We start from the raw sequence: 13,920 nt of genomic DNA, 5'->3' as shown, positions 1-13,920 counted from the left end.
ACGTGACTGGAGTGACGTATGTGACTAGGGTGTCGGTCCCTACCGCTGCGGGACGGCAGTCGGCTTGATCGGCGCGGGCAGCGCGGAGCTCCCCATCAGGTAGCGGTCGACCGCGGCCGCGGCGGCCCGCCCCTCGGCAATGGCCCAGACGATCAACGACTGGCCCCGCCCCATGTCGCCGGCGACGTAGACGCCCGGGACCGAAGTGGCAAAGGCGTCGTCGCGTGAGACGTTGCCGCGCTCGTTGATCTCGACCTTGAGGTCGTCGAGCAGTCCTTCGCGCTCCGGACCGGTGAAGCCCATCGCGAGCAGCACGAGGTCGGCCTCCATCTCGAAGTCCGTACCCTCCACCTTCTCGAACTTGCCGTCCTTCATGACCACCTCATGGCCGCGCAGACCGGTGACATGGCCGTTCTCGCCGAAGAACTCCTCGGTGTTGACCGAGTACACCCGCTCGCCGCCCTCCTCGTGGGCCGAGGTGACGCGGTACATCAGCGGGTAGGTCGGCCACGGGGTCGAGTCCGCGCGGGTCTCCGGCGGCCGCGGCATGATCTCGAACTGGTGGACGCTGACCGCACCCTGCCGGTGGGCCGTGCCCAGGCAGTCGGCGCCGGTGTCGCCACCACCGATGATGATGACCTTCTTGCCCTTGGCCGTGATCGGCGGCTGGCCGTTCTCGTCGAGGACCGGATCGCCGAACTGGACGCGATTGGCCCACGGCAGGTACTCCATCGCCTGGTGGATCCCGTCGAGCTCGCGACCCGGGATCGGCAGGTCGCGGCGGGCGGTCGCCCCGCCGGCCAGCACGACGGCGTCGAAGTCCTGACGGAGGCGCTGGGCGGTCATGTCGACGCCGATGTTGACGCCGGTGCGGAACTCGGTGCCCTCCGCGCGCATCTGCTCGAGGCGCCGGTCGATGTGGCGCTTCTCCATCTTGAACTCGGGGATGCCGTAGCGCAGCAGACCACCGATGCGATCGTCGCGCTCGAACACCGTCACCTGATGACCCGCGCGGGTGAGCTGCTGCGCGGCAGCCAGACCCGCAGGTCCCGAACCGACGACCGCGACGGTCTTGCCGGTCGGGCGGTCCGGCGGTAGGGGCACCACCCAGCCCTGATCGAAGGCGTGGTCGATGATCTCGACCTCGACCTGCTTGATGGTGACCGGGTCCTGGTTGATCCCCAGGACGCAGGAGCCCTCGCACGGCGCCGGGCAGAGCCGGCCGGTGAACTCGGGGAAGTTGTTGGTCGCGTGCAGTCGCTCGATGGCATCGCGCCACCGGTCGGTGCGCACCAGGTCGTTCCACTCCGGGATCAGGTTTCCCAGCGGACAGCCGTTGTGGCAGAACGGGATACCGCAGTCCATGCAGCGGCTGGCCTGGACCTTCAGGGTGTCCAGGGAGAAGTCCTCGTAGACCTCTTTCCAGTCCTTCAGACGCAGGTCGACCGGACGCCGGGGCGGCGTCTCGCGGTGGGTGTGCTTCATGAAGCCGCGGGGATCAGGCATTGGCCGCCGCCATGATCGCCTCGGACATCTCGTCTGCGTTCGCCCCGCGGGCCTCGGCGGCTGCGATCGCTTCCAGCACCCGCCGGTAGTCGCGCGGCATGACCTTCTTGAAGTGCGCCAACTCGTTGTCCCATCCCGCCAGGATCCGTTGACCCACCGTGGAATCGGTGGCGTCGACGTGGGCCTGGATCATGTCGCGGACGAACACGGAGTCCTCGGACTCCGAGCCACCCATGTCTTCGATGTCGACCATCTCGGCGTTGAGATTCTCGGTCAGTGCGTTGTCGGGGTCGTACAGGTAGGCGATGCCTCCGGACATTCCGGCGGCGAAGTTGCGGCCGGTGGGCCCGAGGATCACGACGCGACCCCCGGTCATGTACTCGCATCCGTGGTCGCCGACACCCTCGACGACTGCGTGGGCGCCGGAGTTGCGGACGGCGAACCGTTCCCCCACCTGGCCGCGCAGGAACATCTGGCCGCCGGTGGCGCCGAACAGGATCACGTTGCCGGCGATGATGTTGTCCTCGGCGCGGTAGTCCGCCGGCGCGTTGTCCGGCGGCCGGACGACGACGCGGCCGCCGGAGAGGCCCTTGCCGACGTAGTCGTTGGCGTCGCCGTACACCCGCAGCGTGATGCCCTTGGGCAGGAAGGCCCCGAAGCTGTTGCCCGCCGACCCTTCGAACGTGATGTCGATGGTGCCGTCCGGCAGACCCTGTCCCCCATAGGCTTTGGTGACCTCGTGGCCCAGCATGGTGCCGACGGTGCGGTTGACGTTGGCGATCGTCGTCGAGAAACGAACCGGGGTACCGTGATCGAGCGCCTCGCGGCACTGCACGATCAGCTGCTGGTCGAGCGCCTTGTCCAGGCCGTGGTCCTGCCGCGAGCTGCAGTACAGGTCCTGGTTCATGAACGCCGACTCCGGGGCGTGCAGCACCGGGCTCAGGTCCAGCTTGTGCGCCTTCCAGTGCTCGGCAGCCCGGGTGGTGTCCAGCGCGCCGACCTGACCGACCATCTCGTTGACGGTGCGGAAGCCCAACTGCGCCATCAGTTCCCGGACCTCTTCGGCGATGAACATGAAGAAGTTCTCGACGAACTCGGGCTTGCCGGCGAAGCGCTGCCGCAGCACCGGGTTCTGCGTGGCCACACCCACCGGGCAGGTGTCCAGGTGGCACACGCGCATCATGATGCAGCCCGACACCACCAGCGGCGCTGTGGCGAAACCGAATTCCTCGGCGCCGAGCAGAGCGGCGACGACGACGTCACGGCCGGTCTTGAGCTGACCGTCGACCTGCACGACGATGCGGTCGCGCAGACCGTTGAGCAGCAGCGTCTGCTGGGTCTCGGCCAGGCCGAGCTCCCATGGGGCGCCGGCGTGCTTGAGCGAGGTCAGCGGCGAGGCGCCGGTGCCGCCGTCGTGACCGGAGATCAGCACCACGTCCGCGTGCGCCTTGGACACCCCGGCGGCCACGGTGCCGACGCCGTTCTCGCTGACCAGCTTGACGTGCACGCGGGCCTGCGGGTTGGCGTTCTTCAGGTCGTGGATCAGCTGGGCCAGGTCCTCGATCGAGTAGATGTCGTGGTGCGGCGGCGGGGAGATCAGCCCCACACCGGGCGTCGAGTGCCGCACCTCGGCCACCCACGGGTACACCTTGTGTCCCGGAAGTTGGCCGCCCTCACCGGGTTTGGCGCCCTGGGCCATCTTGATCTGGATGTCGGTGCAGTTGCTCAGGTAGTGGCTGGTGACCCCGAATCTGCCGGAGGCGACCTGCTTGATTGCGCTGCGCCGCCAGTCCCCGTTCTCGTCCGGCTCGAACCGGGAGACGGCCTCGCCGCCCTCACCGGAGTTGGAGCGTCCGCCGAGGCGGTTCATCGCGATCGCGAGCGTCTCGTGGGCTTCGGCGGAGATGGAGCCGTAACTCATTGCGCCGGTGGAGAACCGCTTGACGATCTCGCTGGCCGGCTCGACCTCGTCGATCGGCACCGGCGGGCGCTCACCCTCGCGGAACTTCAGCAGACCGCGCAGCGACGCGATGCGCTCGCTCTGGTCGTCGACGAGCTTGGTGTACTCCTTGAAGATCGAGTACTGCCCCGTGCGGGTCGAGTGCTGCAGCTTGAACACCGTGTCGGGGTTGAACAGGTGGTACTCGCCCTCGCGCCGCCACTGGTACTCGCCGCCGACCTCGAGTTCACGGTGCGCCCGCTCGTCGGGACGGTCCAAAAACGCCAGCGCGTGGCGTGCCGCGACATCGTTGGCGATGTCGTCGAGGTCGATGCCGCCGACGGGACACGACAACCCGGTGAAGTACTCGTCGAGCACCTGCTGGCTGATGCCGATGGCCTGGAACAGCTGGGCACCGGTGTAGGACGCCAGCGTCGAGATGCCCATCTTCGACATCACCTTCAGCACGCCCTTGCCGGCGGCCTTGACGTAGTTGGCCTTGGCCTCGTCACTGCTGATGCCGGTGATCACACCGCGTTCGATCATGTCCTCGATGGACTCGAAGGCCATGTAGGGGTTGATCGCGGCGGCGCCGAAACCGCACAGCGCGGCCATGTGGTGCACCTCGCGCGCGTCACCGGCCTCGACGACGAGTCCGATCTGCGTGCGGGTGCGCTCCCGGACCAGATGGTGATGCACGGCGGACACGCTGAGCAGCGACGGGATCGGTGCGAGTTGTTCGTTGGACTCCCGGTCGGACAGCACGATGATGCGTGCGCCCTCCCGGATGGCCGCCGACACCTTGGCCCGCACATTGTCCAGCGCCTCTTTCAGGCCCTGGCCGCCGCGGTTGACCGGGTACAGGCAGCGGATGACCGCGGCGCGCATGCCGTGCTTGTGGCCGCGCACCTCGTGGTCGGGGTCGACGCAGATGAGCTTGGACAGCTCGGCGTTGCGCAGGATCGGCTGGGACAGCACGATCTGGCGACAGGACTCCGGACCCGGGTTGAGCAGGTCGCCCTCCGGGCCGACGGCGCCCTGGAGGCTGGTGACCACCTCTTCGCGGATGGCGTCCAGCGGCGGGTTGGTGACCTGGGCGAAGAGCTGCTGGAAGTAGTCGTAGAGCATGCGGGGACGCGCCGAGAGCACCGCGATCGGGGTGTCGGTGCCCATCGAGCCCAGCGCCTCGGCACCCGTGCGTGCCATCGGCGCGATCAGCATGTTCAGTTCTTCGTAGGTGTAGCCGAACACCTGTTGGCGGGCCACCACCCGATGATGCGGCATCCGGACGTAGTCCCCCGGCGGCAGCTCGTCGAGGTTGAACAACCCCGCGTCCAGCCACTCCTGGTACGGGTGCTCGGCAGCCAGCTGCGCCTTGATCTCCTCGTCGTCGACGATGCGCCCCTGCGCGGTGTCCACCAGGAACATGCGACCCGGCTGCAGGCGCATCTTCTTGACCACGGTGGCCGGATCGAGGTCGAGCACACCGGCCTCCGAGGCCATCACCACCAGACCGTCGGCGGTCACCCAGATCCGCGACGGACGCAGACCGTTGCGGTCGAGAACCGCGCCGATCACGGTGCCGTCGGTGAAACACACCGAGGCGGGGCCGTCCCACGGCTCCATCAATGAGTCGTGGAACTCGTAGAAGGCCCGGCGGGCCGGGTCCATCGACTCGTGGCGCTCCCAGGCCTCCGGGATCATCATCAACATCGCGTGCGGCAGGCTGCGGCCGCCGAGATGCAGCAGTTCGAGGACCTCGTCGAAGCGCGCGGTGTCCGACGCGCCCGGGGTGCAGATCGGGGTGACCTTGTCGAGGTCCTGACCGCCGAACACGTCGGTCTTGATCAGGGCCTCCCGGGCCCGCATCCAGTTCTCGTTACCGGTGACGGTGTTGATCTCACCGTTGTGCGCAACCCGGCGGAACGGGTGGGCCAGCGGCCACGACGGGAAGGTGTTGGTGGAGAACCGCGAGTGCACGATGCCCAGCGCACTGGTGAGCCGCTCATCCTGCAGGTCGAGGTAGAACGCCCGCAGTTGCGGCGTGGTGAGCATGCCCTTGTAGACGAAGGTCTGCCCGGAAAGGCTTGGGAAGTACACGGTTTCCCGGCCCGGGCCGTCCTGGCCGGGGCCCTTGGTGCCGAGTTCGTGCTCGGCCCGCTTGCGCACCACATAGGCGCGACGTTCGAGGTCCATGCCCGAGGCGCCGCCCAGGAACAGCTGGCGGAAGGTCGGCATGGCGTCGCGGGCCAGCGCGCCCAGCGACGACTCGTCGGTGGGCACCTCGCGCCACCCCAGAACCTCGAGTCCCTCGGCTTCGGCGATCTTCTCGACGGCCTCCGAGGCGGCGGCGGCGTCCTTGGCGGACTGCGGCAGGAATGCGATGCCCGTGGCGTAGCTGCCCGGCTCCGGCAACTCGAAGTCGCACACCGCGCGCAGGAACTCGTCGGGGACCTGCAGCAGGATGCCGGCGCCGTCCCCGGTGTTCGGTTCGGCGCCTTGGGCGCCGCGGTGCTCGAGGTTGAGCAGCGCGGTGATGGCTTTGTCGACGATGTCGCGGCTGCGACGCCCATGCATGTCGGCCACCATCGCCACGCCGCACGAGTCGTGCTCGTACGCGGGGTTGTAGAGCCCCTGCTTCCTGGGCGCCATTCCCACCTACCTTTTTTGTGCACACGCTGTGACGGACCATTGAGCTGATATCCGCATATACGCGTTGGCCGGTCTGGCGATGGAGCACCTTCGTGCAGCAATGAACGACGGCCCTTGGTCCACACGCCTCGAGTGGAGAAAACGATATGTCAAAAAGGCCGTGACATGCCAACTTAGCACTACCTAACTTCTTTGGCGGGCCTCCCGACGGCGGCTTCCCTCCGCCAACCGGCGGTTGGCGAATTTCATTGCGGCACAGGTTGTTTCACATAGTCAAATAGAATGGCCGGCGAGTGAGTGCTGGGTCACACCTGGCGGCATGTGGTCGGTTCAGTTTGCTGATGTCGTGGTGGAATTGCTTTTCACTACTTCTAATCCTGTTGATCATGATTTGCCGAAAGCCTGATCGGATTCTTAGAAAAAGTTCTCGCGGCGTCCGCGCAGCAAAATTCGATACGGGACGGGCCCCGCGGCGCCCCACGCACCGATCGGTGCCGCGCGGACGCGTCAACAGCCCTGCGGCGCAACGAACTTCAGCGGATTTTCAGCGTCGGCGCACTGCGACCGACCCGGCGACGCCCTAAGGTACCCCCTGGGGGTATCCAGCATCCGGGTGTCGCGTCAGGCTGACGACGTGCCCTATCCCCTGAACACACCGCTCGGCCGGTTCGGCGTCGAGACCACCGAGGAGCGCGACGACCGCTGCGTCGCGACGATCCCGATGGCCGGGCTGGTCAATCCGGTGACCGGAGCTCCGACGGTGGCTCCGCTGGCCCTGCTGGTCGACCACGTCGGTGGGCTGGTCAACCACCGGCGCAGGGCTGCCGAGGAATGGACGGTCACCAGCGAACTCGCGGTGGAGATCGCGCCGGACGCCGGCGAAGCGATCGCAGCCGAGCCCGGCGCCCCGGTGCAGGCCGTTGCGCGGCCGCTGGGCGGCAAGGCCAACGGCGCGGTCGCGCACTGCGAACTGTCGGCGGGCGGACGAGCGATCGCCACGGCCACCGTGCACTCGTTCTTCATCACCGCACCGGAGTCGTTCCACACCTGGCCGCGAAACGACGAGGGCGGGTGTCTGCCCGGTAGCGATCTGACGTCCCTGATGAACGTGCAGATCGGCGAATCCGGCGGGGCCGCAGTCATTCTGATGCAGGGCGACGATGCGGTACTCAACAACCAGGTCGGCACCGTGCACGGCGGGGTGTCGGCGATGGGGCTGGAAGTGGTGGGATCGGCTGCTCTCGACGCGGCGTCCTCAGCGCCGACGGCGCCCTTCCGCACCGGGTCGTTACGGGTGAACTACCTGCGGCCGTTCCACGGCGGCGCGCGAGCCCACTACGAAGGAAATGTCCTTCGCGTGGGCCGCAGCACCGGACTCGCCGAGGCACGGGCGGTCGGCCACGACGGCAGGACCGCCCTCGTGGCTCGACTCACCGCGTACCGCTGAGGCTCAGGCTGACTTGGCCTTGCTGGCTCAGGCTGACTTGGCCTTCGAGGCCGCTGCCTTCTCCGAGTCCGCGCCCGCACTCACGAGCTCACCACCGGCGTTCTCGAGGTGCGCACGGACGAACCACTGGAACTTCTCGAGTTCCCCGGCGTGGCCGATCAGCATGTCCTCGGACACCGGATCGATGTCACCGAGGGTCTCGATCGACTTGCGGGTGTCCTCGATGACGCCGGTGTACACCAGGTTCAGCGCCGCCAGATGAGCCTGGGCGGTGTCCCGGTTCACCGAGTAGTCATCCCAGGTGCGATCGCTCTGGATCGCGCCCGGCGTACCCTTCGGCGACGCGCCCAGCGCGGCGATGCGCTCGGCCACCTCGTCGGCGTAGCCACGCACCAGCTCGACCTGCGGGTCGATCATCTCGTGGACACCGATGAAGTTCGGTCCCACCACATTCCAGTGCACGTGCTTGAGCGTCAGATGCAGGTCGTTGTACCGGCTGAGGGCCTTCTGCAGGCACTTGGCGACTTCGGCGCCTTCCTTCTCCGACAGCCCGGGAACGGTATATGAGGATCTTGGCATGAGTTGACTCCTTAGCTCGTGTCGGGCGTCGTGTACCCGGCACCGGGGTCCGATAATCATGATCAAAATTCGTCACAATTGGGCCAGATTCGGAATCGGTACCTTCGGTCCGAACCGCGCGTAGACGGCCAGCCCGCTGGCCTCGAGCAACCGCACGGCGCGATGCCGGTGCGGGGCCGCCGGCGCCAGCAACTCGAGCATGGCCGCGTCGTCGACGGGGTGGCCGAGCAGCGACCGTCCCACCACCTTGGCCAGGTGGTAGTCGCCCACCGACAGCGCGTCGGCGTCACCGAACGCGCGCTGCGCCGTCTCCGCGGCGGTCCACACCCCGACCCCGGGCAGGCTGGTCAGCGCCGTGCGCGCGTCCTGCGGCGACCGGCGCACCAGGCGCTCCAGCGCGTCGGCGCGTTGAGCGCAACCGACCACGGTCCGGGCCCGTCCGGGATCCACGTTGGCCCGTTGGAACTCCCAGGACGGGATGCGCTTCCACGCGTCGGCGGTCGGCGGCACCCGCATCTGCCCGGGAGCCGGCCCCGGTGCCGGCGCCCCGTAGCGGGTGACCAGTCGGCGCCACGCGCGGCGGGCGTCGGAACCGTAGACGCGCTGCTCGAGCACGGCCGGGACGAGCGCCTCGAGCACCCGTCCGGTGCGGCCCAACCGCAGGTGAGGCACTCGGCGGTGGGCGCGCTGCAGCACCGGGTGGTGCGGCGCGAAGGACGTGGCGTCGTCATCGGCCCCCAGCAACGCCGGCAGTCCGTCGGTGAATTCGACGGCACCCGGGCCCCAGGCCTCGCAGTCCACGGTGGTCGGGCCGCCGCGACTGATGCGCGCGGTGACCGCTCCGGTGGCCATCAGGCTGGTGCGCCAGACCGTGCCGTCGGGTTCGTCCCAATAGCACGGATCGCCGCTGCCGCGACGCAACGGCGCCAACGTCAGCCGGTAGCTGACCGGTCCGGCGAAGGCCACACTGGCCGAGCTGTGCACCCCGTCAGCTTAGGCCTGCCCGCAGACGTCAGAAGGCGTAGCGGTGGAACTGCGCCACCGTGCGCATCAGCGGCACACGGTTGCACACCGCGGCCAGACGCCGGTAACGGGGCGGTGCCGCAGCGAACACCTCCGGGCGGAACACCGGAACCCATTGCAGCAGGCGGGTTCCCGGGACCGCCTCGAGGATGTCGGACGGTCGGTCGATGCCCCAGGACAGCCGGGCACCGGACCCGCGCACCACCGCGTTGCCCCACTGCGTGGCGATACCGAACCGGCTGAACGCATCGAATTGCAGCTCACCGCAGGCGAATCGGTCGACCACATTGCGCAGCAACGTCAGACCGTCGTCGCGGTTCAAGTACATGGTGAGGCCTTCGGCCAGCACCAGGGTCGGGCGGTCATCAGGGAACCTCGCGAGCAGATCGGGGTCGGTCACCGAGGCGGCGACCACATGGTTGCCCGGCGCCTCGGGGTAGAGCTGGGTACGCAGACGCGCGACCTCGGGGTAGTCGACGTCGAACCAGTCGACACCCGGTCCGGGCTCGGTGCGCCAGAACCTGCTGTCCAGGCCGCACCCCAGATGCACGACGACGGCCTCGGGGTGCGCCGCCAGGAACCGGCGCGTCCACCCGTCGAAGTGGGCTGACCGCAGCGTGACCGACGGAGCGTTGGCCGGGGTCATCGTCGTTGCGGCCCAGTCGTAGTCGATGCGGTCGACCACCTCCGCCGCCCAGGTGTCGTGCAGGATCGACCGGTCTGCGCGGGCGTCGAGCGCTCTAGCGTAGAGCGTCGCCAACATCGTGACCGGCGCCCCGGCCAGGTCGACGCGCACCTTGTCCGTCATCGCGGGCTCCGGCGGCGGGCAGCGCTGACCTCGACCCAGAACCGGGCCGCAGCACGGATCGCATCCTCGACCGGGGCGGGCTGCCAACCCAATTCGGTTCTGGCCTTGGTGCAGTCGACGGGTGCCTCGGCGCGCATCAGCCGCAGGGACTCCAACGAGAGTCGCTCGTCGGTACCCCGCAAGCGGCCGCGAAGGCTGCCGAGCGCGGCCATCGCCCAGGACACCGGCAGCGGGATCGTCCGCGACGGCGCCGGAGCACCGGCCGCCGCGGCGGCGATCCGGACCACCTCGGTGTTGGCGATCATCTTGTCCGACACCAGATACCGGTGTCCCACCCGACCGTGTTCCGCGGCCAGCAGCATCGCCTGCGCGGCATCTTCGACACCCACGGCTTCGAGCTCGATACCGCCCATCACGAACGGCAACTTGCCCAACGCGGCACCCGCGACGATCGCGCCGTGCGGCGTACGGCCCCAGTCCCGCGCGCCGTACGTGGTCGACACGCACATCGCCACGGCGGGCAGCGCGCGTCGCTGCGCGTAGTCGAGCACCAGGTTCTCGCCCTGCACCCGGGACCGCACATACGGGGTCAGCCTGCGGTTCCCGATGACGTCGGCTTCGGTGGCGACCCGGCCGCGGCGGCGACCCACCGTCACATAGCTACTCGTGTAGACGAACTTCTGTATGCCGGCGGCGATCTCGGGTTCGGTCGCGATCTCGCAGACGTTGCGGGTCCCCTCGACGTTGGTGCGGAACAACGGCGCGGGGTCCCGCAGCCAGCCGCGGGTGTCGACGGCGCAGTAGTACACCACCTCGGCGCCGGTCATCGCTTCGCGCAGCACATCGTCGGAGAAGACGTCGCCGAGGTGGCGCGTGACCGGCAGGTCGTCGATTCCGGTGGTCACTGCGCCGGGACGCACCATCACGCGGACGTCCTGTTCGGCGGCCACCAGTGCCCGGGTGACGTGGCTGCCGAGAAACCCGTTGGCCCCGATGACCAGAGCGGTCACCGCGACCGCCCGTAGGTGGCCAGCCATTCGGCGGCCTCCGGAGTCAACCTGCCGTGCGCCTCGGCTTTCCGACACCACTTGACCGCGGCCGACGCGAAGCGCAGCGGGTTGTAGACGTCCTCCTGGCGGGACCACAGGCCGTCACCGGCGTAGGTCAGGATCGAGATGTTGGTGGCGCTGATGACCGAGCCGTCTCCCGGATCGCGCATCGGGTTGTCCAGTTCGCAGATGATGCGTCCGGTGGCCTCGTCGACGACGTGCCACAGCGACGGGAACGACGTCATGTGATTGCCCGGGAAACTCTCCATGGTGCGCCAGATCCAGGGACGCACCTCTTCGCGGCCCCGCATGGTCCCGGCCGCATGCTCGACGTAGAGCACGTCCTCGGTGTACTGGTCGACCCACGGATCCCAGTTGCGCGTACGCGCAGCTTCGTCGACGGTGGCCTCGAACCTCGAGAAGGCCGCTTCGAGTTCTGCACGGGAGAAGGTGTCAGCCGTCACACCGCAAAATAGAACACGTTCCAGCTGTGCTTGTCGAGCGCGCGTCAGGTGGCGCTGCGGACGGCGCGCGCACCCAGCGGATGATCCAGGGGGACGTCGATCGCGCCGACCAGCGCGATGAGGATGCAGGCCCGGTCGCCCAGCCCGGGCAGGGTGCCGGTGCGCAGGCTGACGACCACCTCCCCGGCATGTTCGGTCGCAGTCGCGGTCGCGCCGTAGCACTGCGGGGTTCCGCTGGTGTAGTACAACCGCACCGAGCGGTCGTCGGGTGACCGGCTGAAGGCCTGCGGCCGCGCGGGATACGCGTTCTCGATCGCGGGTTCGTCGACGAACACCGTCACCGCTGGGTCGGCGGGGATCTCCGGCACGACGGGGGTCGGTTGCGCCGACGCGGGCGCCGCGCCGACGAGCGCCAGCACCGTCAGGGCGACCACCGTTGCGCGCATGGCTGTCGATTAAAACGGTCCGCCACCCGGTTGTACAGGCGCCGGTAGCCTGGAATCCATGAGCGACTACAAGCGAGCCGTACTGGCCGGCGGCTGTTTCTGGGGCATGCAGGATCTGATCCGCAAGCAGCCCGGCGTCGTGTCCACCCGGGTCGGGTACACCGGCGGCAGCAACGACCACCCCACGTACCGCAACCATCCCGGTCATGCCGAGGCGATCGAGATCATCTACGACCCCGCCCAGACCGACTACCGCGCGCTGCTCGAGTTCTTCTTCCAGATCCACGACCCGACCACGAAGAACCGACAGGGCAACGACGTCGGCACCAGCTACCGCTCGGAGATCTTCTACGTCGACGACGAGCAGCGCCAGATCGCGCTGGACACCATCGCCGACGTCGACGCGTCCGGGCTGTGGCCGGGCAAGGTCGTCACCGAGGTCAGCCCGGCGGTCGACTTCTGGGAGGCCGAGCCCGAACACCAGGACTACCTGGAGCGCTACCCCACGGGGTACACGTGCCACTTCCCCCGACCCGGCTGGAAGCTGCCGAAGCGCACCCAGGTCTAGCGGCGCCGGCCTCATTCGCCGCTCAGCGGCGGCAGCTAGATTCGCCGCTCAGCGGCGGCAGCCTCATTCGCCGCTCAGCGGCGGCGCAACGTCACAACTCCCCCGTCCTTCGGCGTGTAAGCCACTCCGCGGGAGTGGGTCTTCTCGCCGGGGGCGGTGGTGGTCTCGACGGTGAAGTGCCGCAGCACGGTGGCCAGCACGACGTCCATCTCCACGTTCGCGAACACCGCACCGACACACCGGCGGGTGCCCCCGCCGAACGGTATGTGGGAGAACGTGTTCGGCCGCTGACCGAGGAACCGTTGCGGGTCGAAACGCTGCGGGTCCGGATACTCCTGCAACCGCTGGTGCACCTGGTCGATGGCCACCACGATCGAGTAGCCGCGCGGAATCACCCACTCGCCCAACTCGAACGTGGGCGCGTAGACGTGGCGACCCGCGAAATCGATGACCGTCCGGGCGCGCTGCACCTCCAGCAGCGTCGCCTGGCGATACTCGTTGCCTTCGGTATCCACCTCGGCGACAAGCTTTTCCAACACCTCGGGGTGCCGGCTGATGCGTTCGAACACCCACCCCATGGTCGACGCGGTGGTCTCGTGGCCGGCGGCCAGCAGGGTCAACAACTCGTCGGCGATGTCCTGGCGCGACATCGCCGACCCGTCCTCGTAGGTGCTGCGCAGCAGCAGCGCCAGCACATCGTCACGCTGGTCGAACTCGGGGTCGTTGCGAACGTCGTCGATCAAGCGGCTGACCACCTCGTCGTACTGGCGGCGGTAGACCGCCAACCGGCCCCACGGGCTGAACCGGCCATAGGTGCGACTCGGGGTGGGCAACACCGCCACCTTCGATCCCAGCGTCACCCACGGCGGGATGATGCGCCGCAGATCGTCGAGATGGCTGCCGTCGGCGCCGAACACCGCGCGCAGGATCGCATTCAGCGTGATCCGCATCATCGGCTCGAGGATCTCGAAGGGTCGGCCCTCCGGCCAGGTCGCCGCCTCGCGCAGCGTCTCCTCTTCGAAGATCTTCTCGTAGTTCTTGATGCTGCGGCCGTGGAAGGGCGGGGTCAGCAGTTTGCGTCGACGACGGTGGTCGGCTCCATCGAGCGCGAACACCGAGCCGGGACCGAGGACGCGAGAGAGGTTGGGCTGGATGTTGCCGACGGCCTCGGTGTCGGCCATGAACACCTGCTTGGCCAGTGCGGGGTCGGCGACCAGCACCGTCGGCCCGAATACCGGCAGACGCATGCACACCACGTCGCCGTAGCGCTGCACCACCTTGGCGACGGTCCATTTGCGCGCCAACGTGAAGCCCGAGGCCTGCGCCGGGTAGGGAATCCGCGGCTGGGGTGGCAGGCGCACCTGTGCGGAGGGCGTTGCCGAGGTGATCGTCGACTCACTCATGGGGGCTCCCGATCCGTCCCGCGGTACTGCGATGTA

11 protein-coding genes are annotated in these 13,920 nt (G+C 68.3%); 2 read left to right on the top strand and 9 right to left on the bottom strand.

Going from position 1 to position 13,920, the window contains the following annotated elements:
- Positions 1 to 39: 39 nt before the first annotated feature.
- Both ACAG25_RS05690 and gltB read right to left on the bottom strand, forming a co-directional pair.
- Complete coding sequence (locus tag ACAG25_RS05690; protein ID WP_370487320.1) at positions 40 to 1,506, bottom strand: glutamate synthase subunit beta; 1,467 nt, start codon at positions 1,504 to 1,506, stop codon at positions 40 to 42.
- On the bottom strand, positions 1,499 to 6,097 hold the full coding sequence (gltB, locus tag ACAG25_RS05685; protein WP_370487319.1) for a glutamate synthase large subunit: 4,599 nt from the start codon (positions 6,095 to 6,097) through the stop codon (positions 1,499 to 1,501). The genes ACAG25_RS05690 and gltB overlap by 8 nt, the downstream gene beginning before the upstream one ends.
- Positions 6,098 to 6,731: 634 nt before the next feature.
- Between gltB and ACAG25_RS05680 the strand changes: the two genes are divergently transcribed.
- Positions 6,732 to 7,544: a hotdog fold thioesterase gene (locus tag ACAG25_RS05680; protein WP_370487318.1), complete on the top strand. Its 813-nt coding sequence runs from the start codon at positions 6,732 to 6,734 to the stop codon at positions 7,542 to 7,544.
- Positions 7,545 to 7,571: 27 nt separating this feature from the next.
- Here the strand turns inward: ACAG25_RS05680 and ACAG25_RS05675 are convergent, their stop codons facing one another.
- The 6 genes from ACAG25_RS05675 to ACAG25_RS05650 form a co-directional block, all read right to left on the bottom strand.
- Positions 7,572 to 8,123 (bottom strand): Dps family protein, encoded by a 552-nt coding sequence (locus tag ACAG25_RS05675; RefSeq protein ID WP_370487317.1) that lies wholly within the window; start codon positions 8,121 to 8,123, stop codon positions 7,572 to 7,574.
- Positions 8,124 to 8,195: 72 nt separating this feature from the next.
- Positions 8,196 to 9,107, bottom strand: a complete 912-nt coding sequence (locus tag ACAG25_RS05670; protein WP_370487316.1) for a DNA-3-methyladenine glycosylase — start codon at positions 9,105 to 9,107, stop codon at positions 8,196 to 8,198.
- A gap of 28 nt (positions 9,108 to 9,135) precedes the next feature.
- Positions 9,136 to 9,954, bottom strand: coding sequence for a class I SAM-dependent methyltransferase (locus ACAG25_RS05665; protein WP_370487315.1), 819 nt, complete (start codon positions 9,952 to 9,954; stop codon positions 9,136 to 9,138).
- Positions 9,951 to 10,991, bottom strand: coding sequence for an NAD-dependent epimerase/dehydratase family protein (locus tag ACAG25_RS05660; RefSeq protein WP_370487314.1), 1,041 nt, complete (start codon positions 10,989 to 10,991; stop codon positions 9,951 to 9,953). The genes ACAG25_RS05665 and ACAG25_RS05660 overlap by 4 nt, the downstream gene beginning before the upstream one ends.
- Positions 10,961 to 11,467, bottom strand: a complete 507-nt coding sequence (locus ACAG25_RS05655; RefSeq protein WP_370487313.1) for a nuclear transport factor 2 family protein — start codon at positions 11,465 to 11,467, stop codon at positions 10,961 to 10,963. The genes ACAG25_RS05660 and ACAG25_RS05655 overlap by 31 nt, the downstream gene beginning before the upstream one ends.
- 44 nt (positions 11,468 to 11,511) lie before the next feature.
- Positions 11,512 to 11,913 (bottom strand): hypothetical protein, encoded by a 402-nt coding sequence (locus ACAG25_RS05650; RefSeq protein WP_370487312.1) that lies wholly within the window; start codon positions 11,911 to 11,913, stop codon positions 11,512 to 11,514.
- Positions 11,914 to 11,971: 58 nt separating this feature from the next.
- Here ACAG25_RS05650 and msrA point away from each other — a divergent pair, with 58 nt between their 5' ends.
- Positions 11,972 to 12,481, top strand: a complete 510-nt coding sequence (gene msrA, locus ACAG25_RS05645; RefSeq protein WP_370487311.1) for a peptide-methionine (S)-S-oxide reductase MsrA — start codon at positions 11,972 to 11,974, stop codon at positions 12,479 to 12,481.
- Positions 12,482 to 12,555: 74 nt separating this feature from the next.
- On the opposite strand, the gene ACAG25_RS05640 is transcribed toward msrA, so the two are convergent.
- Entirely contained in the window at positions 12,556 to 13,884 is a 1,329-nt protein-coding gene (locus ACAG25_RS05640; RefSeq protein ID WP_370487310.1) for a cytochrome P450, read from the bottom strand.
- Positions 13,885 to 13,920: the final 36 nt, after the last annotated feature.

It is taken from the genome of Mycobacterium sp. pV006 (assembly GCF_041287115.1).
Taxonomy (GTDB): domain Bacteria; phylum Actinomycetota; class Actinomycetes; order Mycobacteriales; family Mycobacteriaceae; genus Mycobacterium.
This window is presented reverse-complemented; position numbering and strand designations above follow the sequence as displayed.